This is a genomic window from Devosia sp. (assembly GCF_017307495.1).
Lineage (GTDB): Bacteria > Pseudomonadota > Alphaproteobacteria > Rhizobiales > Devosiaceae > Devosia_A.
The window spans coordinates 46,028-65,041 of sequence record NZ_JAFKHE010000014.1 but is presented as its reverse complement, the minus strand read 5'-3'; the positions used below and the strand labels follow the sequence as shown (position 1 = coordinate 65,041).

Below are 19,014 nucleotides of genomic sequence, written 5' to 3'. Positions count from 1 at the left end.
CTAGGATCTGCTCGGGGAGCAATATGCAGCTGCCGTTGATCCCATAGGGTTGGACTACGGGTTAAGGCAGGGGGGCACTTTGCCACCCTCGGACGAAGCCAGTGGAAAAGTTCAGAACCCGATGGCAGCAAATGTGATCTCCAAGTCCTGACCGAAATCAACCGGCAACGGGTCCAGAAGGAAGGGGCCACATCGTTGAAGTGCTCGTGAGACAGCCGTAGCGAAGTCGTACTCGGATGAGTTGCGCGGACTGCCAATCATTTCTGGGCGGCCAACAAGATAGCCACTAGCGTCCACCGAAAATCTGAACGTCGCCCGCGCGTCGGCCTCCGCAGCGCCAGCTGGCAAAGCCACGCAGCCGCGAAGCTGCGACACGAGGCTATCCCGAAGCGGGTTCGGGTTCTTCTTAGCCTCCGCCTCTCTCTCCCGTGCTGCTGCCTCTTTCTTCCGAGCCTCCGCCTCTCTTTCTCGTGCTGCCGCCTCTCTTTCCCGGGCCTCCGCCAGTTGTTGTTGTATTGCTCGCTCGGCTACAATCGCCTGCCCGTCGGCAGAGAAATAGTCCGGCCGTGGCATAGCTCGCAGTAGTGGGCGAACGTAGTCTTGGAATGCGGGCTCATCAATATTGTACTCCACCAGTGCGTCAATGCCGCTCGCCAGTTGATACAGCACCTTGATCGTGTGCAGGCGAGGGACGCTTTGAAGGGACGATACGGTCCCTCTAGCTAGGTTCTTGTATCCAGCAAGTGAAAATCCGACGTAAAACTCAACATCGTTAAATAGAGCCCGTGCAATAAACTCTGTTCCGAAGTTGGGGACGCGAAACGCCAAGGGCTGGCCACTGGAACAGTCGTAGGCAAGGGCTTCCAACTCAACCAGCTGTAACAGAGGCAGGACTTCCAATTTGGTGTTGACACACGCCGCACCGTCCTGGGCGTGATGGCTCAGATATGTAGCCTGCTTACTTGTCAGTCGATCTGTCTCGCGGAAGAAGCCGTCTTGAGCATGAGCGTGACTTGCCGCAAGAACTCCCGCAAGAGTAAGCGCCACAAGGTTGTACTTCATTGTTCACCCCCCAAGCGAATTCGCCCAATACGTAACGCAAGCGTTAGCTATTGAGGGACCGCACTGCGCCCCATCGGTGGTGCAAAGTCAATCGGTTCCGAGTGACAACAGGGGGGTATACATTGGCTTGCGTTATCTCTCAGAAGTTGCCAGAAATCCTGGGGCTCAGACGGGACCTCACTGGGTTCAATCCGCTCTGGCGGTCGCCCCCGGGGGGCTACGTGGCGATTTCTTCATTCCTTCCGCTATATCCCGGTTCCATGCGAACATCCTGGCTTCGCTCGCAGATGCTGCCCTTAGAGCGCCGTAGCGCCTCCTTGGCGGCGGGGCACCCCATAGGTCCAGCATAAACGCCGTGTCAGGCGGCAGCGGTTCGCAGGCAGTGGCGGTCCGGGCCTGATCCGAACTGCCCACGGAGCGCCCGGCCTTTTCCAGTTGTCGGGTCTCCCAAGCCGCAATCGCACGATTGCGTTCCTCGGGCGTCAGCGCACAGCGGTCCAGTTCCCGGGGGCGGCTTATGGCCAGCCAAGTCAGTACGGTTGCAGGGATCACTACCACAGCTGCCGTCGCCCAAAACCGCTGTTCACCCCCCCGTTGGAGAGCGCTTGGTCACACCGCTGGTCACAGTCCAGCATTGTTGTGCCCACCGTCACAAAATCCGCGTCACCATATGGCGACCCTCTGGCTCGCCGAATTGGGCCACTTGACAGGGAGGAAAAGGCTTGCAAAATCATATGTGTAGCGACATGGGGACATACCCGAGATCGCCTAAGGAGACGTTCATGCGGATTTTGAGTCCGCTGCGTCTACCAATTCCACCACAGGGGCGCGGGCATGGCCGTAGCATTCCGCCCTGGCCCAGGCAAGTCTGGGGTGCTGGTGGATCAGACGATCGGCGGCACGCGGGGCTCGGGTTCGGGCTCCGGCCGGCGATGATGCTCGACCTCCTCGATGACCTGGCCTTCCTGTGAGGGTTCGGTCGGTTCGGGGATTGCGGCCCGGCTGCCCGGCGCGTGCCTGAGGATCGCGGTGGCCGGCCCGGCATGGGCTTCGTCGACCCGCGCGGTGACGATGGCACCGCCGCCGCGCACGCCCTCGACGAGGGCGTGGGCATTGGCCTCCGGCACGCCGGCGCTGGTGAGCGCGCCGACCAGTCCGCCGGTTGCCGCGCCGAGGCTGGCGCCGGCAAGCGACCCGACCGCGGTGGCGAACAGCCAGCCGCCGGCGACCACCGGGCCGAGGCCCGGGATGGCGATGATGCCGAGGCCAGCCATCAGCCCGCCCGCGGCGCCGAGCCCGGCGCCGATCTCGGCGCCGGCCGTCGCATCGTCGCCGACATCGTCCCGTTCATAGTCCGGAGGGGTGTTGGCGACGAGGCTGATGTCGGCATGCGAGATGCCGGCCTGGTGCAGCGCGTGCACGGCGGCAGTCGCGTGCTCGAAGGTGTCGAACAGTTCGGAGATGGTCTGCATTGGCTTGCCTCCCTGCTGGCTCGGTCAACGGCCGGGACCGGATCCGCGTTCCCGTCAGGTCCCGAGCGCGAGGCGAGCAAGATAGACCGCCAGCACCCCGCCGGCCATGGCGGCGAAGAGATTGCGGCTCAGCACCAGGATCAGGGCCGTCGTGGCGGCAGCAATGGCTTCGGCGGGGCCGCCCGCGAGGATGGCGGGGGCGACGAGCGCGGCCAGCACTGCGCCGGGCAGGTGGCGCATCCAGGTGGCGATGAACCCGGTCTCGGGCAGGCGGCTGGCGAGCGCGACGCCGCCGGCGCGGATGGCGTAGGTCACGGCGGCCATGCCGAGGATGGCGAGCAGCGCGTCAAGCGACATGGCGGCGCTCCTTCAGCCATTCCGCCACGGCGCCGGCGAGGCTGCCGGCGAGGCCGCCGACGATGATGTACCAGTTGCCGTCCACGAGCCGCGACGTGGCGATGGCGGCGAGCGCCGCGACGATCCAGGGCACGAGGTCGCCCCGACCCTTCCACATGCCGAGCAGCAGGGCCAGGAAGGTGGCGGTGAAGGCGAAGTCGAGCCCGTATCTGGCGGGGTCGTCGATGAAGGCGCCGAGCACGCGCCCCGTCAGCGTCGACAGCATCCAGGCGAGCCAGCTCAGGACCCCGGTGCCGAGGAAGAAGGCGACGCCGGCGCCGCCTTTCCTGATTTCCGTCATGGTCATGGCCCAGCTCTCGTCGGTGACGAAGAACGTCGCGCCCAGCGCACGCCAGCGCGGCAGCGGCGCGAGCAGCGGCCGCAGGGTTGCCGACATCAGCAGGATGCGCAGGTTGACGATGGCCGTGGCGATGACGATCGAGGCGATGGGCAGGCTGCCGGGCATCCACATGTCGAGGACGACGAACTGGCTCGAGCCGGCAAAGACCAGCCCGCTCATCAGCGCGACTTCGGCCACGCTCAAGCCGGCCTGGCCGGCGAGAACGCCCCAGACGAGGCCGTAGGCGGCGATCGAAATGGCGACCGGGGTGAACATGCGGATGCCGAGCCAGAACTGGTCGCGGCCATGGTGCGGGGCGGGTGCGTGCATGGCGCGAGGCTATAGCAGATGGCGCGGCGACCGCGAGGGTATGCGGTGACGCGGGGCCCGGCCGAATGTTGATGGCCCGTCCCGTCGTGCGCGATTGACGCCGGCATCGATAGGACGCTAATCAGGCGCCCGTGCGTTCGAACCCAACTGTGCTCCGACCCGCCTGCATCTTGCCGTGAGATGTGAAGAGGCCCCCGTGCCGACACACTACCGGCCGAGCTTGGGTAACGCCGCCGCAGACATGTTCGGGTTTCGGAGTCTCCTGTGATCGATCATAGCAAGCCGCTCTGGCGGCGCTTCCTCGTCTTCCTCGTGCCGCTGATGATCAGCAACATCCTGCAGTCGCTGTCGGGTACGATCAACAACATCTATATCGGCCAGATGATCGGGGTGAACGCGCTCGCCGCGGTGTCGGTGTTCTTCCCGATCATGATCCTCTTGATCTCGTTCGTGATCGGGCTCGCCTCGGGCGCCTCGATCCTGATCGGGCAGGCCTGGGGGGCGCGGAACCTCCCAAAGATCAAGCAAGTCACCGGCACGACGCTGACCGTCGGCTTCCTGATGGGGCTGGTCGTCGCCGTCCTGGGCGCCCTGTTCTCGCGCAACCTCATGGAAATGCTGGGCGCGCCGGCCAACATCATCGGCGAAGCGGCCGCCTATGGCCGGGTCGTGCTCATCGGCATGCCGGGCTTCTTCATCTTCCTGCTCGTCACCTCGATGCTGCGCGGCGTCGGCGACACGATCACGCCGCTCCTGACGCTGATCTTCTCGATCGGGGTGGGCCTGGTGGTGACGCCGGCTCTGATCCAGGGCTGGTTCGGCCTGCCGCAGATCGGCGTGCTCGCCGCGGCGGTGGCGTTCATCGCCGGCTTCGTCGTCGTGCTGATCTTCCTCTACTTCTATCTCAACGCCAAGCAGAGCCCGATGGCGCCCGACGCCGAACTGATCCGCAACCTCAGGGTCGACGTGAAGCTCCTGGGCCTGATCCTCAAGCTCGGAGTCCCGGCGGGCGTGGCCATGGTGGTGTCGTCGATCTCGGCCATCGTCATCGTCGGCATCGTCAACCGCTTCGGCTCGGACGCGACGGCGGCCTATGGCGCGGTGAACCAGGTGCTGAGCTACGTGCAGTTCCCGGCCATGTCGATCGGCATCGCCTCGGCGATCTTCGCAGCCCAGGCCATCGGGGCGCGGCGGTTCGACGAGGTGGAGCACGTGACGCGCACGGCGGCGGTGATCAATCTCGTCTTCACCGGCGCGCTGGTGCTGCTCGGCTACCTGTTCTCGGAAGTGGTGGTGAAGCTGTTCATCACCGAACCCGAAGTGGTGCAGCTGACCGAGACACTGCTCCATATCGTGCTGTGGAGCTGCCTGCTGTTCGGCTGGGGCTCGATCTTTTCGGCGGTGATGCGGGCCTCGGGCGATGTCTGGATCCCGATGGGCCTGTCGCTCGCGGCCATCATCCTCGTCGAGGTGCCCTCGGCGCTGACCCTCAGCCATTTCTTCGGGCTGCCCGGCGTCTGGTGGGGTTACTGCCTCAGCTTTGCCGCGCTTCTCACCTTCCAGGCCGCCTATTATTTCGGCTGGTGGCGGAAGAAGGAGATCAAGGCACTGGTCTAGGCACTGCGCCTCACCCCAGTTCCTGCTCCAGCCACCTGACTCCGAACGCGACGATGTCCGGGGCCGGAACGAGGACGGACGGCGCGGCGCCGATGGTGCCGCGCTGGCCCTTTCCGGTGGCGAGGAACGCCTCGACGATCGTCGCGAAGTAGTCGTCCGGCAGGCCGTCGGGCGGATCCGAGGTGTCGAACTCCTCGAACCAGCGCCAGACCTTGCGGCCGTCGACGAGGATGGGCGTCTCGTAGCGCTTGATGCGCTTGTTGGGGAAATCGGCGACGTGCTCGGCATGGTGCAGCAGCGTCATGGCATCGAGCGGCGCGCCCAGCATCAGCACCTTGCCGCCGGCTTCGACCAGCTTGCCGAGCGGCGATTGCCGGCCATAGCCATAGTCCATGGCGTGGTCGGCGGTGAACCAGTCGGCCCGGCCGCCGAGCGCCGCCATCGAGGCGCCGGGGTTGGCGCTGCGGCGCGCCCCGGGGGTCGTGCGCAACAGTTCGGGCCAGAAGCCATTTTCGCGCGTCGCGCGCGAACGGTGCGGATCGAAGGCCGGGATATGCTCGCGCATGGCAGGGTCGTCGCGGACCTCGTCCGCCAGCTGCCAGTCGCAGTAGCCCAGGATCGTGCCGTCCGGGCCGAGCACGTCGACGAGCGCGTCGACGATCACGTCCGGACCGCCGACGATCGGGCCGACCCGGCGGAGCGCGGCGTGCACCAGCACGGCGTCGCCGGCCGCAAGGCCGATGGCGGCGAGGTCAGAGGCGAGCGAACTGCGGGTAGCGGCCCCGCTCACCGCACCGCGCCGGCATAGCGCCGCTCGGGCGGATGCTGCTCTTCGGCGTCGGCGTGCTCGCGGTCATACTCGATGCGAGCGCGCTGCACTTCGCCCTGGTGTTCCTCGGCCCAGGCCCAGAGCGCGCTGATCGGCTGCTCGAGGCTGCGGCCAAGCTCGGTCAGCTGGTATTCGACGCGCGGCGGAATCTCGGGATAGACGGTGCGGGTGACGAGGCCGTCGCGCTCGAGGTTGCGCAGGGTCAGGGTCAGCATGCGCTGCGAGATGCCGCCGATGGTGTGGCGCAGCTCGTTGAAGCGCATGGTCTTCCTGCCCAGGTAGCCGACGATCATCACGCTCCACTTGTCGCCGATGCGGTTCAGGATGTCCGCCATGGCGTTGCAGGTTTCGCTCCTGCCGGGAATGGGTTTCATGGGTGCCTCCGAACGGCCGAAATGTGATTGGTTACCAATATAGACGCAGTTACCGTTTGTGACTAGGGGGCTGCCGCTGAGTCGCGGCGCGCCCCTGTGGCAGCACCGAACCAGCGCCCGAAATCCGCCGGATTTGACCCCGATGGCCATCGGCCTCAAAAACCCTTGATCGCGGTCCTGGGCGGTTGAGTGACGCGGAGTGCGTTGCTAGAAACCGTCCGACCCCGATACCCACTGCCATCCGGAGGCGCCTTGTTGGCCCAGTTCCGCCGGCGCATCGCCGCCAGCCTCATGGTTGCACTCGCCTGCCTCGGCACGACGCCGGCATGGGCGCTCCCCATGCTGCTGGTCGATGCGCAGACCTATGAGGTGCTCTATGCCGAGGATGCCGGCCAGCCCTGGCACCCGGCCTCGCTGACCAAGCTGATGACCGCCTATGTCGCGTTCCGGGCCATCGCCGAGGGACGCATCGGCCTCGACGACACCATCAAGGTGTCGCAGAACGCCTGGAACCAGGCGCCGGCCAAGTCGGGCCTCAAGGTCGGGTCCTCGATCACGCTGCGCGACGCGCTCTACATCATGGTGGTCAAGTCGGCCAACGACATCGCCGTCGCCATCGCCGAAGGGATTTCAGGCTCGGTGCCCAGGTTCGTCGACGAGATGAACGAGATGGCCAAGGCCATGGGGATGTCGGCGACGCACTACGTCAATCCGAGCGGGCTGCATCAGGAGGGGCAGGTCACTTCGGCGCGCGACCTCGCGATCCTGGCGTTGATCATCCGCCGCGACTACCCGCAATATGCGGACATGTTCGAGACCGAGGCGGTGCGGCTGGGCAAGGCCAAGCTCGAATCGAACAACGGGCTGCTGCAGCACTTCCTCGGCACCACCGGCATGAAGACAGGCTATGTCTGCGCCTCCGGGCTCAATATCGTCGCGACGGTCGAGCGCGGCGGCCGCTCCATGCTGGCGGTGGTCCTCGGAGGGTCGTCGGCGCGCGAGCGCAACGAACTGGCGGCCGAGCTGTTCCTGCGCGGCTTCGCCAACGTGCTGACCGGCACGGGGCAGAACGTGGTGCAGCTCACCAACCTTGCGGTGCCGCCGGTAGACATGCGGGCCCAGATCTGCGGCAAGCAGGCCAAGGCCTACGTGAGCGAGCGCGAGGCGGCGTTCCCGATGGGGCTGAAGGGCCATCCGAGCTACCTGACCGACGAGATCGACGGCAAGGTCTATACGGCGAACGATCTGGGCGTCTTGGTCGATGACGTGCCGGTGCCGCGCCCGCGCCCGAGCTGGGCCCCGGCGGCGACGCTGGCCACCGCCGCGGCGCAGTAGCTCAGGCCCTGGTGATCGAAAAGCGGAGCACGTCGCCGTCCTGGGCGAGGTCGCAGGCATGGCCGTTCTGCCGGCAGTAGAGCGGGATATCGACCCGAGCCATCGGGTCGGTGGCCAGCACGATGAGCGCCGCCCCGGGGGCAAGCCCGGCCAGGCGCTTTTCCATCTTCAGCACGGGCAGCGGGCACTTGAGCCCGCGGCAATCGAGCGTCTCTGCGTCAGTTGGCAAGCACCAGCACCCAGTACACGCCATGCGCCGAGTTCGGGTCGTAGGCGACGCCGAGGCCGGCGCGCGTGGCGCCCGGGGTGACGAGGGCCGCGGCATCGGCCGGCACGTTGCGCCAGCCCGAGAACACCTCGGCGAAGGTGGCGTAGCCGGCACTGAGCCGCATCACCAGCGCGCCCGGCGGCAGCAGCGGCTGGCCGCCGGTCTTGGCGTAATTGGCGGCGAGCGTCTGGGCCGTGCCATCGAGCACGGTGTCGCCGCGCACGTCGGCGGCGCCCTGCGAACGACGGAAATCATTGAGCAGGAACAGCGCCTCGACCCGGTTCAACTGGGCTCCGGGCTGGTTCATCGGCGCCGTCAGCCCGGGCGACAGGGCCTGGCCGCCTCCCATCGAGCAGGCGCCGAGGACGGCGGCAAGCGTCGCAACGGCGGCGAGGCGGGCGATGGGCAGGATCGACATGGGGCGAAAACTCCGTGCATGGCCGGATGGTTCCGGCGTGCCAGACATGCAGTTGGTGACCCCGGCGCGATTCGAACGCGCGGCCTCAGGATTAGGAATCCTGCGCTCTATCCTGCTGAGCTACGGGGTCACTCGCTCGGCACATAGCAAATGATCGGGCCGGGGGGAACCCGTTCGCGCGTGGTGCCTTCGTTCGGCTGGGACGACCGGCGCTGCCGAGGGTGGCGCGGCGCGCCACCCGGAGCCGCAGCGTCGGCCGCGCTACTCGCGTCAGTGGGCCTCGTGGCCCGGGGCATCGGAGTGGTTCATGGCGTGGGCCGGCGCGCTGGCCCCGACGCCGCCGACCAGCACCTCGATGGTGATCGCACCGGCCTTCTCGAAGGTCAGCGTCAGTGGGAAGGTACTGCCTTCGACGAGCGCCTGCTTGAGGTCCATCAGCATGATGTGCAGGCCGCCAGGAGCAAGGGTGACGGTCTGGCCAGCGGGGACCGGGATGCCGTCGGCCAGCTCGCCCATCTTCATCACGTCGCCGTCCATCTTCATTTCATGCAGTTGCGCCACCCCGGCGACCGGCGAGCTGGCCGAGACCAGCCGGTCGTCGGCCGTGCCCTTGTTGACCAGGGTCAGGTAGCCGCCGGCGACGGGGGCTTTGGGCAGGGTGGCGCGGGAGAAGGCGCCCGAGATCTCGATGTCGCCGGCCGTCACGACCATGGCGGCCGTCGGGGCGGCGGCCGCGTGCGTGGTGTCGTGGGCGAGGGCGGGCAGCGGCGAAAGCAGCAGCGCGGCGAGAACCGGGGCGAGGCGGGCGGCAGGGCGGAGGGCATGGGGGATGGCCTGGGCGGCCGCGTGGGCGAGGATACGGATCATGATGATCTCCAGTCTGGGAAGCGGTCTGAGCGGCAGCGGGGCTGCCGGCGAGGCAATCAGGCCGCGGCTGGAGGCGCCCGGGACTGGCCGAAATGATCGGGCCGGATGGCATTGTGGGCGACGTCGGCATGGGCGTGGCGGACGGCGTCAACGGCGACAGGCGCAAGCACGTGCAGCGTCGTCGGGACGATCGCCGCGAACTCGTGCTTGGCAATCCCCGCCGCCGGGCACTTCAGGGCGGTCGGGTCCTGTTGCCCCCTGTCGCCTGCCGCGGCCGGGCCGCAGATCGACCATTCGAGGTGGGCCTCGAAACCGAGCTTGGCGAGGTCGCGCTGCAGGCCGGCGGCCTGGTGCAGCGGCAGCAACAGGGTCAGCAGATAGATCGCCAGCACCGCCAGTGCGGTGCCTGTCTCCCGGACAAGGCTGCGCGATCGAGAGCTCATGGCCCCTCCCTCGATGCGCTGCTAAACGCTGGCGGCGGATGACGCAAGTCCATCGCGTGTCGCACCGGGCTGCTTCGATCGACGCGCGTCACGGCCGCGCAACGGCGGGAACTTTTGTCCCCCGCCGCCGCTTGCTAGGGTCGCGCCCGTACAATCAGGAGAGGAGAGCCCGGATGAAGAGACATGCGACCGCGGTGTGGAAGGGGACGCTGCGCGAGGGCGGCGGGGTGCTCGATGTGCAGAGCGGGGCCTTTGCCGGGCTACCCTACACGCACAAGGGCCGCTTCATCGACGAGGAAGGCCGCTCGGGCACCAATCCGGAGGAACTGATCGCCGCCGCCCATTCGGCGTGCTTTGCCATGCAGCTCAGCGCCTACCTCACCGAGAACGGCACGCCCGCCGACAGTCTTGCCGTCACCGCCAATGTCGAGTTGATCCCGGGCACCGGCATCACCGGCAGCGCGCTGGTGCTGGAGGGCAAGGTGCCGGGCATCGATGCGGCCAGGTTCACCGAGCTGGCGCAGAAGGCCAAGGCAGAATGCCCGGTCTCCCGTGCGCTCGGGGCCATCAAGGTCAGCCTCGAGGCACGGCTGGTCTAGCCGAAATCGGCCTCGCGCCAATCCGGCCATGCGGCGACCGAATGGACCCGCCGCGTGTGCCGCTGGTCCGCGCCGAACGGCGCCGCCTCCCACTTCCAGCGCAGCCCGGAGCGCGGCATGAAGCGCCCATGCATCAGGTCGGCACTGTCGAGGACCACCCCATGCCGGTTGAAGACGCGGTAGTCCAGGTCGGTGATCAGCGTTGCCGGGCAGGGCAGAGCGGCGAGCGCTGCCAGGTGATCCTCGATGACTTGTCGATGCTGCCCAGCCGGCGCGGCGAGCGCCATGCTGCCCAGCAGGTTGGCCGAGATCACCCAGTCGAGGTCGGCGATGCCGGCGAGGAAGGCGAGCGGGTCAACGCTGGTGGCCGGCGACAGGTCGCGCCACTGGCGCTCGATATTGCCGTAGCGGGCGAGACGCGGGCGGATGGCGGAAAGATGGGCGCGGTCGACCAGCACCACCCGGGCAAAGGTGCGGGCCAGCGATTCGAGCGGCAGCTCGAACAGCGGCCCGGCGCCGAGCACGACGACGGTCCGGCGGACCGGGAAATCGTCGATGCCGGTGTCGATCAGTCCGCGTGCATTGGCAAGGTGCGGCGCCCAGGCCCGGCTCTGCCGCAGGCCGGTCGACCAGTAGCGGACCGCCTCGGCAAGGTAGGGCCGGAACCGGGGCGGCGTATCGCGGCGGCTCGCGGCATGGACACGGAGTTCGGCGAGCATCGCGGCGGGCCCGGCTGTGGACTAGTGGTGATCCTATTGCGTCCGGCCGCGCGTGCAACATTGATCGCGCATGACCGGAAAGGGAAGAATTTCGCCGCAATTTCGTGCAGTTTCGGTCATGTCGAAGGGGGCGGAACTTGCTTGCTCGGGAACTGGTCAGCATTGCCATGGCCGCAGTGGTCGCCGCCATGCCGGTGAGCGCGTCAGCGGCCTGCGACGGGCTGGTCGACGGCCCCCGGGGCGTCGTCGCCTCGGTGCGCGACGGCGATACCGTGGTTCTCGACACGGGGATGGTCGTGCGCCTGATCGGGACGCAGGCGCCCAAGCTCGCCCTCGGGCGCGAGGGCTTTTCGGCCTGGCCCCTGGCCGACGAGGCGCGGATCGCCCTCGAAAGGCTCGTGCTCGGCAAGCAGGTGCGCGTGCGCCATGGCGGCGCGCGCACCGACCGGCATGGCCGGACGCTCGGCCAGGTGTTCCTCACCGACCAACCCGAGACCTGGGTGCAGCAGCAGATGATCGCCGCCGGCTGGGCCCGGGTCTACTCGTTCCCGGACAATCGTGCATGCGTGCCACAGTTGCTGGCCGCCGAGACACAGGCCCGCCTCAACAAGCTTGGCATCTGGGCCGATCCCTACTATCTCGTGCGGCGGGCGGACCGGCCGGATGATTTTGCCGGGCGCCCGGGCTACTACGAGCTGGTGGAGGGTCGCGTGCTCAAGGCCGACAGGGCCCAGGGGCGCGTCTACCTCAATTTCGGCCGATCGTGGAAACAGGACTTCACCGCCGTGATCGACAGGGCGGCGCTCGGCCTGTTCGCGCGCGACGGATACGATGCGGAACAGCTCGAAGGCGCCCTGGTGCGGATCAGAGGCTGGATGGACGAGATCGACGGCCCTCGGGTCGAGATCACCCATCCCGAGCAGATAGAGGTTTTGCGCGCTCCATGAGCATGGCATCCGGGATCAAGGCGCTCGCCGCCCTCTTGGCTGCAGCCCTCATGGTGCTGCTCGCGGCCTGTTCGAGCCTGCCCGGCGTCGCCCCCAGCCATCCGGCCGACACCATTCCGATCGCCCAGGCGCCCTCGGACGACCCGGAGGAGGATGCGATCGGGGCGCGCGAGCACCCGCGCATCGTCGCCTCCTATGGCGGCATCTATTCGGACCGCCAGGCCGAGATCATGATCGCCCGCATCGTCGGGCGGCTGCTGGCGGCTGCGGATCAACCCAACCAGAAGTTCACCGTCACCATCCTCGATACCGCCGAGGTCAACGCCTTCGCCCTGCCGGGCGGCTATGTCTACGTCACGCGCGGCATCCTCGCGCTTGCCTCCGACACTTCCGAGATCGCGGCGGTGCTGGCGCACGAGATCGCGCACGTCACGCTCAAGCACGCACGGGCCCGCACCAACCGGGCCAAGACCGACGAGATCGTCGACAAGGTGATCTCGGGTGTGTTCGGCGCCGACACCGCGACGGACCAGGCCTCCAACCGCTCCAAGATGTCGCTGGCCGCCTTCAGCCAGCAGCAGGAGCTGGCGGCCGACAAGGAGGGCATCCTGACGTCGGGACGGGCCGGCTACGATCCGCACGCGGCAGCCCGGTTCCTCGGCGCCATGGGCCGGTTCGCGCATTTCTCGCAGGGCGATGCCGACCAGGAGGGGGATTTCCTGTCCTCGCATCCCTCGACGCCCGACCGCATCCAGAAGGCGATCGAGACGGCGCGCTCCTTCTTCGGTGCCCCGGGCCTGGGCGAGACCGATCGCGAGGGCTACATGGCCGGCATCGAGGGGCTGGCCTTCGGCGACAGCCCGGCGCAGGGCGCCATCTCGGGGCGCCGCTACATCAACCCGACGCTGAAGTTCACCTTCGAGGTGCCGCAGACCTATACCCTGCAGATCTCGAAGGGCGCCGTGGTGGGCGTTGCCGGCGAGGGCGAGGCGGTGCGCTTCGACAGCGCCGAGGTGCCGGCCACCATGGGGCTGGAGGACTATCTCAAGTCGGGCTGGATCGCCGGGCTGCAGCCGCAGACCGTCCGGCGCGAGAGCGCCAATGGCTACGACATGGCGACCGGCACGGCGGTGACGCCGCAGTGGAACTTCCGCGTCGCGGTGGTGCGCCACGAGGGCCGGGTGTACCGCTTCATCTTCGCCTCGCGCTTCGACAATGCCGGCTTCGCCAAGGCGGCGGAGGCGACGCTCAGGAGCTTCCGCGCGGCGACGGCCAAGGATCTGGCGCTGGTCAAGCAGCTGGTGGTGCGCAGCGTCACCGCCGGGCCGCTCGACACGGCCGACTCGCTGGCCCGCCGGATGAGCGGGCTCGGCCGCGGCACGGACCTGTTCTACATCCTCAACAATCTCTATCCCGGCGACACGCTGATCACCGGTCAGCGCTACAAGATCGTCACCGTCGAATAGGGCTCAGCCGGCAGGTCCGGGTCACGCCGCCGTCGGCGGGGCCAGCCACATCGTCGCCGCATAGCCGGCGAGCGCCGCGAGGCTGGTCACCACGGCCCCCCAGGCGACGTCGACGAGGCTCAGTCCGAGCGGCCAGTTGCGCAGCGTCGAGAGGTTGGTGAAATCGTAGGTGCCGTAGGCGACGAGCCCCAGCAGGGCGCCGGCGCCGAGAGCCGCCAGCCATGACCGGTGCTCAACTGCCGGCAGCACGGCGAAAAACACGATGCCGACGACGTAGAGCAGGTAGAACACCGCCGCGACCGGCAGGTTGGGCGGATCGGCGAGCAGGTCGCCCAGCGCCGGCTTGTACAGGCGCGGCACCATCGTGGTCAGCCACACGACGTCGAGCGCCAGCATGGCGATGGCGGAACCGATATAGGCGATGACGAATGGCGGCATGGCACGCTCCCTGTAGGCGCGCAGTAACGGGGGCCGGCGGCGAATTGTTTCGCATTGCCCGTTTTTTGCCCGCGCCATGAAACCTTCGGGCACCGTCGGCCGTAGCTGCTCGCGGTACCAGCGGGGAATACAGCAGTGCATCATCTATCGGAGCTTGGACACCGGCACGGACGCCGCATCGCGGTGGTTGGGTCGGGGGTCGCCGGATTGTCGGCCGCGTGGCTGCTCAGCCGACAGCACGAGGTCGTGCTGTACGAGAAGAACGCCTGGCTGGGCGGGCATGCCAACACGGTCGATGTCGACTGCCCGGAGGGCGTCATCCCGGTCGATACCGGCTTCATCGTGTTCAACCCGGCGAACTATCCGAACTTCGTCGCCATGCTCGAGCACCTGGGCGTGCCGAGCCTGGCCGCCGACATGTCGCTCGGCGTCTCGGTCGGGGGCGGACGGCTCGAATATTCCAGCCGGCCGCTCGGCCTGTTCGGCCAGCCCCAAAACCTCGTTTCGCCGCGCTTCTGGCGCATGATCGCGGACATCCTCGCCTTCTACAAGGTGGCGCGCAGCCTCGATCATGACGGCGTCGACGGCACCAGCCTGGGGCAGTTCCTCGAGCGCGGCGGCTATTCGCGCGCGCTCATCGAGGAGCATGTGCTGCCGATGTGCGCCGCCATCTGGTCGACCACCGCCAGCCAGATCCGCGATTACCCGATGCGCGCCTTCCTCAGGTTCTTTTCCAGCCATGGCCTGCTGCAGGTGGTGGGTCGCCCGCAGTGGCGCACCGTCGCCGGCGGCAGCCGCGCCTATGTCGAAGCGCTGCGCCAGGACATGGGCGGCAAGGTCCAGGTGCGCCGCGCCGCGCGGCGGATCGCGCGGACCGGCGGGCTGGTGACGGTCGAGGACGTGGGCGGCGAGCTCGACACCTTCACCGACGTGGTGATCGCCGCGCATGCCGACGAAGCGGCGCGGCTGCTGGCCGATCCGTCGCAGGTCGAGCGCGACATCCTCGGGGCGTTCGAATACACGCCCAACCTCGCGGTGCTGCACGACGACCGCTCGCTCATGCCGAGGCGCCGCAGCGTGTGGGCAAGCTGGAACTACATCGAGGGCGCCGAGGGCGACGAGGGTCCGCTCTGCGTCAGCTACTGGATGAACCGGCTGCAATCGCTGCCCACCAAGCGGCAGCTCTTCGTCACGCTCAATCCGGTGCGCGCGCCGCGGCCCGGCAGCGTCATCCGGGCCATCGAATACACCCACCCGCTGTTCAATGCCGCCGCGCTCCAGGCGCAGGACCAGCTGTGGCGGCTGCAGGGGGTGCGCAACACCTGGTTCTGCGGCAGCTATTTCGGCTACGGCTTCCACGAGGATGCCCTGCAGTCCGGCCTCGCCGTGGCCGAGTCGCTGGGGGCGCCGGCGCCCTGGGCGAGGAAGCCCGGCCGCATCGCGACGCGGCCGCGCGAATTCGAGCCGGCGCAATGAGATCGGCCATCTATACCGGCGAGGTCGTGCATGCCCGGATGCGGCCGCGGTCGCACCGGCTGCATTATCGCGTGTTCTGCCTGCTGCTCGACCTCGACGAGCTGCCGCGGCTGGACCTGAAGCTGCTCGGCATCGAGCGGGCCGGCATCTTCGGCTTCCGCGCCCGGGATCACGGCGACCGGCACATGCCGCTGCGGCAATGGGCGGCGCAGCTGGTCGCCGAGGCCGGTATCGACTGGGACGGAACGCGCATCGAGCTGCTGTGCTACCCGCGCCTGTTCGGCTTCGTGTTCAATCCGCTCAGCGTCTACTTCTGCTACGGGCAGGCCGGCGAGGTGCAGGCCATCCTCTACGAGGTGCACAACACGCACGGCGAGCGACACACCTATGTGATGCCGGCCCGGCCGGACGCCGGCGGCGTGGTGCGGCACGAGGCCAGGAAGTCCTTCTTCGTATCGCCGTTCATGCCGATGGATTGCCTCTACCGCTTCCGCATCCTGCCGCCCGGCGACGGCGTCGGCGTCTCCATCCTCGAGAACGACGCCGACGGGCTGCTGCTCACCGCCTCGTTCACCGGGCAGCGCCGGGAGCTCTCCGACCGCAATCTCCTCCGCCTGCTGCTGCGCTATCCGCTGATGACGCTGAAGGTGGTCGCCGGCATCCATTACGAGGCGCTGAAGCTGCTGCTCAAGGGCGTCCGGTTCCTCGATTGGCACGCGGCGCGGCGGCGCATCGACCACAGCGCGCCGATGCGTGCGGAGGCGCCTGTCACGGAGCCCGCCGAATGAGCATCTGGCTCGCGATCCTCGTCATCGGCCTGTTCGCCGCCGCCGCCATGGCGGTGGCCTGGCGGGTGGTGCTGGCCACGGGAAACTCGGGCTGGGCCGATGCGTTCTGGAGCTTCACCGTCGGCATCGCCGGCGTTGCCGCGGCGCTTGCACCGCTCGGGGGCGAGCTCTCGGCCCGGAACTGGCTGGTCGCGGCGCTGGTGGCATTCTGGTCGCTGCGCCTCGGCACACATATCGCGCGACGCACGCGCAAGGGCGCCGACGATCCGCGCTATGCCGAGCTGAAGCGCGGCTGGGGCGACGACTGGCCCCGGCAGATGCTGCTGTTTCTCGAGATCCAGGCCGGCGTCGCGCTGCTGCTGGCCGTCGCCGTGATGGCCGCGGCGCACGCGCCGGGACCGCTCGGCATCGGGGACGCCATCGGCGTTGCCATCGCCGTCCTCGCCATCGTCGGGGAAGCGATCAGCGATGCACAGCTCCGCCGCTTTGCCGCCGACCCGGCCAACAGGGGCCGGGTCTGCGCGGTGGGACTATGGTCGGCGAGCCGCCATCCCAACTATTTCTTCGAGTGGCTGTACTGGGTCGGGCTGGTGCCGATCGGGCTGGGCTCCGGCTGGGGCTGGATCAGCCTCGTTGCGCCCATCCTGATGTATGTGCTGCTGCGCCACGTCTCGGGCGTGCCGCCGCTCGAGGCGCACATGCTGCGCTCGCGCGGCGAGGCCTATCGCGCCTACCAGCAGCGGGTGCCGGCGTTCTGGCCGATCCGGCTCAGCCAGCAAACACCAGCCGGGCGGTAAAGCCGTCCGCCCGGTCGGTGCCGGGGGACAGCAGCTCGAGCCGGCCGCCGACCTGGTGCATGATGGTCTCGACGATGGTGAGCCCGAGCCCCGACCCGGCCGCCTCCGTGTCGCCGCGGGCGAAGCGCCGGGTCAGCTCGGCCAGCTTGTCGGCCGAAACGACGGGGCCGCCATTGCTGACCTCCACGACACCGGGGCGCGGCACGGCCACCACCACGGGAGTGCCGGCCTTGCCGTGCAGCAAGGCGTTCTCGATCAGGTTGCGCATGACGATCCCGAACGCGTCGACGTCGATCGGCGCGCTGACCGGGTAGCCGTGCGACAGGTCGAGGATGACCTGGTCGTGGTGGGCGCGCGGCCCGCCCGTCTCGTCGACGATCAGCCGCAGGGCCGGCAGCAGGTCGATGGCCGCGGCCACGCGGGCGGTGCCCGATTCGGCGCGGGAGAGGGCGAGGAGCTTGGCGGCGAGGGCGCTCAGCCGATGCAGCGTCTCCTCCACCCGGCGGGCGCGGGGCTGGGCCGGGTGGCCGCTCAACTCGTCGACCAGCCGCTGGGTCTGCGCCAGGCTGCCGGCAATCGGCGTACGCAGCTCGTGGGCGCTGTTGGCCGCCAGGGTCCGCTCGGCCTCGAAGGCGGCGCGCAGGCGTTGCAGCAGGTCGTCGATCGCCGCGGTCATCGGCCTCAGTTCGGTCGGCGTACGGCTGATGTCGAGCGGGGCGAGGTTGCCGACGTCGCGGCGCGCCAGCTCCTTGCCGACCTCGCGCAGGGGCGCCAGCCCGCTGCGCACGGCAAAGTGGATGCCGAGCGCGCCCAGCGGCACCAGCAGGGCCAGCGGCAGCAGCATGGCGAGGATGCTGCCCCACAGCGCTGCTTCGCGCCTCGCCGCCGCTTCGGCCACCTGGATGAACAGGCCGGTCTTGGGTTCCTGCGTGGTGTAGATCCGCCACGGCGCGTCGTTGGAGAAGCCTTGCGCAAGGGCTGCGCTGAAGCCCTCCCGCGGGGCATCGTGCGAGCGCATCACCACCCGCCCCGACGGCTCGCGCACCTGGTAGACGACGAATTCGGCATGGCGCTCTTCGGGCAGTTCCAGATGGTATTCGAGCGGCTGGTCGAGATCCCCGTCATGATCGTCGCCGAGGCTGTCGACGGCGAGCGGCAGGATGCGCTCTGCCGTCTCGCGCAAGCCGCTGTCGAGCGTCTGCTGCAGCTCGTTGCGGACCACGAGGATGGCAAACAGCGCCCCCAGCAGCCACAACAGGGCCGCTCCCGCGGTCAGGGCGAGGACCAGTCGCCGCGTGATGCTGCCGGTGTTCATGGCGGGGCCAGGCGGTAGCCGAGCCCGCGCACGGTGTGGATCACGCCGGCCTCCAGCTTCTTGCGCAACCGGCTCACATAGACCTCGACGGCATTGCTCTCGACCTCGTCGCCGAAGCCGAACAGGGCGTCCTCGATCTGCGCCTTGGACACCAGCGTGCCGGGATGCTGGGCCAGCCGGTCGAGCACCGCCCACTCCCGCGCGGTGAGCTCGACCGGGCGGCCCGAGACGGTGACGACGCGGTGCGCCGCGTCGACCTCCATCGGGCCGACGACGAGCAGGGGATTGGGGTTGCCGGCGTAGCGCCGGCCGACGGCGCCCAGCCGCGCCACCAGTTCGTCGAGGTCGAAGGGCTTCACCAGGTAGTCGTCGGCGCCGGAGTTGAGACCCTCGATGCGCATCGACAGCTGGTCCATGGCGGTGAGGATGATCACCGGGGTGGCGTCGCCCTTGCGGCGCAGCGCGCGCAGCAGCTCGAGGCCGCGGCCGTCCGGCAGGTTCAGGTCGAGCAGGATGACGTCGTAGGGCGTCGTCATGCGCGCCGCCTGCGCCGCATCGAGACGGCGGACCCAGTCGGCGGCATGCCCGTTGGCGACGAGATGGTCCCGTACCGCCTGGCCGAGCATCTCGTCGTCTTCCACCAGCAGCAAACGCATAGGGTCTCCCGTCGCAGGCGGCGTCGCATGTCACGCCTCGCTGACGCCAACCTTACGCAAAT

The 19,014-nt window shown here is 68.4% G+C and carries 22 protein-coding genes and 1 tRNA gene; 8 read left to right on the top strand and 15 right to left on the bottom strand.

The window, feature by feature from the left end:
• Positions 1-111: 111 nt before the first annotated feature.
• From J0I99_RS05250 to J0I99_RS05235, 4 genes are all read right to left on the bottom strand, one after another.
• Positions 112-1,062 carry a hypothetical protein gene (locus tag J0I99_RS05250; RefSeq protein WP_291396349.1) on the bottom strand — a complete coding sequence of 317 codons (951 nt, stop codon included), beginning with the start codon at positions 1,060-1,062 and terminating at the stop codon, positions 112-114.
• Positions 1,063-1,946: 884 nt separating this feature from the next.
• Positions 1,947-2,534 (bottom strand): hypothetical protein, encoded by a 588-nt coding sequence (locus J0I99_RS05245; protein ID WP_291396348.1) that lies wholly within the window; start codon positions 2,532-2,534, stop codon positions 1,947-1,949.
• Between the two features lie 54 nt (positions 2,535-2,588).
• Positions 2,589-2,891, bottom strand: a complete 303-nt coding sequence (locus tag J0I99_RS05240; protein ID WP_291391909.1) for an AzlD domain-containing protein — start codon at positions 2,889-2,891, stop codon at positions 2,589-2,591.
• Entirely contained in the window at positions 2,881-3,600 is a 720-nt protein-coding gene (locus J0I99_RS05235; protein WP_291396347.1) for an AzlC family ABC transporter permease, read from the bottom strand. The genes J0I99_RS05240 and J0I99_RS05235 overlap by 11 nt, the downstream gene beginning before the upstream one ends.
• A 267-nt stretch (positions 3,601-3,867) precedes the next feature.
• Here J0I99_RS05235 and J0I99_RS05230 point away from each other — a divergent pair, with 267 nt between their 5' ends.
• The gene (locus J0I99_RS05230) at positions 3,868-5,217 is read left to right on the top strand and encodes an MATE family efflux transporter (RefSeq protein WP_291391926.1); all 1,350 of its coding nucleotides are present in this window, start codon (positions 3,868-3,870) and stop codon (positions 5,215-5,217) included.
• A 10-nt stretch (positions 5,218-5,227) separates the two neighbouring features.
• On the opposite strand, the gene aac(3) is transcribed toward J0I99_RS05230, so the two are convergent.
• Together aac(3) and J0I99_RS05220 are read right to left on the bottom strand one after the other, a co-directional pair.
• A complete protein-coding gene (aac(3), locus tag J0I99_RS05225; RefSeq protein ID WP_291396345.1) occupies positions 5,228-6,007 on the bottom strand; it encodes an aminoglycoside 3-N-acetyltransferase in 780 nt (259 codons plus the stop codon).
• On the bottom strand, positions 6,004-6,420 hold the full coding sequence (locus tag J0I99_RS05220; RefSeq protein ID WP_291391912.1) for a helix-turn-helix domain-containing protein: 417 nt from the start codon (positions 6,418-6,420) through the stop codon (positions 6,004-6,006). The genes aac(3) and J0I99_RS05220 overlap by 4 nt, the downstream gene beginning before the upstream one ends.
• 255 nt (positions 6,421-6,675) lie before the next feature.
• On the opposite strand from J0I99_RS05220, the gene J0I99_RS05215 reads away from it, so the two are divergent.
• Positions 6,676-7,755, top strand: a complete 1,080-nt coding sequence (locus tag J0I99_RS05215) for a D-alanyl-D-alanine carboxypeptidase family protein (protein ID WP_291391913.1) — start codon at positions 6,676-6,678, stop codon at positions 7,753-7,755.
• 1 nt (position 7,756) lies between these two features.
• On the opposite strand, the gene J0I99_RS05210 is transcribed toward J0I99_RS05215, so the two are convergent.
• From J0I99_RS05210 to J0I99_RS05190, 5 genes are all read right to left on the bottom strand, one after another.
• Positions 7,757-7,984: a sulfurtransferase TusA family protein gene (locus tag J0I99_RS05210; RefSeq protein ID WP_291391914.1), complete on the bottom strand. Its 228-nt coding sequence runs from the start codon at positions 7,982-7,984 to the stop codon at positions 7,757-7,759.
• Positions 7,974-8,441 (bottom strand): CAP domain-containing protein, encoded by a 468-nt coding sequence (locus J0I99_RS05205; protein WP_291391915.1) that lies wholly within the window; start codon positions 8,439-8,441, stop codon positions 7,974-7,976. The genes J0I99_RS05210 and J0I99_RS05205 overlap by 11 nt, the downstream gene beginning before the upstream one ends.
• A gap of 53 nt (positions 8,442-8,494) precedes the next feature.
• A tRNA-Arg gene (locus J0I99_RS05200) sits at positions 8,495-8,571 on the bottom strand.
• A gap of 140 nt (positions 8,572-8,711) precedes the next feature.
• Positions 8,712-9,308: a copper chaperone PCu(A)C gene (locus J0I99_RS05195; protein ID WP_291396343.1), complete on the bottom strand. Its 597-nt coding sequence runs from the start codon at positions 9,306-9,308 to the stop codon at positions 8,712-8,714.
• A gap of 56 nt (positions 9,309-9,364) precedes the next feature.
• A complete protein-coding gene (locus J0I99_RS05190; RefSeq protein WP_291391917.1) occupies positions 9,365-9,751 on the bottom strand; it encodes a hypothetical protein in 387 nt (128 codons plus the stop codon).
• 173 nt (positions 9,752-9,924) lie between these two features.
• Here J0I99_RS05190 and J0I99_RS05185 point away from each other — a divergent pair, with 173 nt between their 5' ends.
• A complete protein-coding gene (locus tag J0I99_RS05185; RefSeq protein ID WP_291396341.1) occupies positions 9,925-10,350 on the top strand; it encodes an OsmC family protein in 426 nt (141 codons plus the stop codon).
• On the opposite strand, the gene J0I99_RS05180 is transcribed toward J0I99_RS05185, so the two are convergent.
• Complete coding sequence (locus tag J0I99_RS05180; RefSeq protein ID WP_291396339.1) at positions 10,347-11,069, bottom strand: hypothetical protein; 723 nt, start codon at positions 11,067-11,069, stop codon at positions 10,347-10,349. The genes J0I99_RS05185 and J0I99_RS05180 overlap by 4 nt on opposite strands.
• Before the next feature lie 137 nt (positions 11,070-11,206).
• Between J0I99_RS05180 and J0I99_RS05175 the strand changes: the two genes are divergently transcribed.
• Both J0I99_RS05175 and J0I99_RS05170 read left to right on the top strand, forming a co-directional pair.
• Complete coding sequence (locus tag J0I99_RS05175) at positions 11,207-12,016, top strand: thermonuclease family protein (protein ID WP_291396337.1); 810 nt, start codon at positions 11,207-11,209, stop codon at positions 12,014-12,016.
• Positions 12,013-13,482 carry a M48 family metalloprotease gene (locus J0I99_RS05170; RefSeq protein WP_291396335.1) on the top strand — a complete coding sequence of 490 codons (1,470 nt, stop codon included), beginning with the start codon at positions 12,013-12,015 and terminating at the stop codon, positions 13,480-13,482. The genes J0I99_RS05175 and J0I99_RS05170 overlap by 4 nt, the downstream gene beginning before the upstream one ends.
• A gap of 21 nt (positions 13,483-13,503) precedes the next feature.
• Here J0I99_RS05170 and J0I99_RS05165 read toward each other — a convergent pair whose 3' ends face one another.
• A complete protein-coding gene (locus tag J0I99_RS05165) occupies positions 13,504-13,920 on the bottom strand; it encodes a DUF2177 family protein (RefSeq protein ID WP_291391923.1) in 417 nt (138 codons plus the stop codon).
• Positions 13,921-14,055: 135 nt separating this feature from the next.
• Here J0I99_RS05165 and J0I99_RS05160 point away from each other — a divergent pair, with 135 nt between their 5' ends.
• The 3 genes from J0I99_RS05160 to J0I99_RS05150 are packed head-to-tail and all read left to right on the top strand — an operon-like array spanning position 14,056 to position 16,981.
• Positions 14,056-15,396: an NAD(P)/FAD-dependent oxidoreductase gene (locus tag J0I99_RS05160; protein WP_291396334.1), complete on the top strand. Its 1,341-nt coding sequence runs from the start codon at positions 14,056-14,058 to the stop codon at positions 15,394-15,396.
• Positions 15,393-16,184: a DUF1365 domain-containing protein gene (locus tag J0I99_RS05155; RefSeq protein WP_291396332.1), complete on the top strand. Its 792-nt coding sequence runs from the start codon at positions 15,393-15,395 to the stop codon at positions 16,182-16,184. The genes J0I99_RS05160 and J0I99_RS05155 overlap by 4 nt, the downstream gene beginning before the upstream one ends.
• Positions 16,181-16,981 (top strand): DUF1295 domain-containing protein, encoded by an 801-nt coding sequence (locus tag J0I99_RS05150; protein ID WP_291396330.1) that lies wholly within the window; start codon positions 16,181-16,183, stop codon positions 16,979-16,981. Before J0I99_RS05155 ends, J0I99_RS05150 begins: the two co-directional genes overlap by 4 nt.
• Here the strand turns inward: J0I99_RS05150 and J0I99_RS05145 are convergent.
• Positions 16,953-18,296: an ATP-binding protein gene (locus J0I99_RS05145; RefSeq protein WP_291396328.1), complete on the bottom strand. Its 1,344-nt coding sequence runs from the start codon at positions 18,294-18,296 to the stop codon at positions 16,953-16,955. The genes J0I99_RS05150 and J0I99_RS05145 overlap by 29 nt on opposite strands.
• Positions 18,293-18,952, bottom strand: coding sequence for a response regulator transcription factor (locus J0I99_RS05140; RefSeq protein WP_291391687.1), 660 nt, complete (start codon positions 18,950-18,952; stop codon positions 18,293-18,295). The genes J0I99_RS05145 and J0I99_RS05140 overlap by 4 nt, the downstream gene beginning before the upstream one ends.
• Between the last annotated feature and the right edge of the window lie 62 nt (positions 18,953-19,014).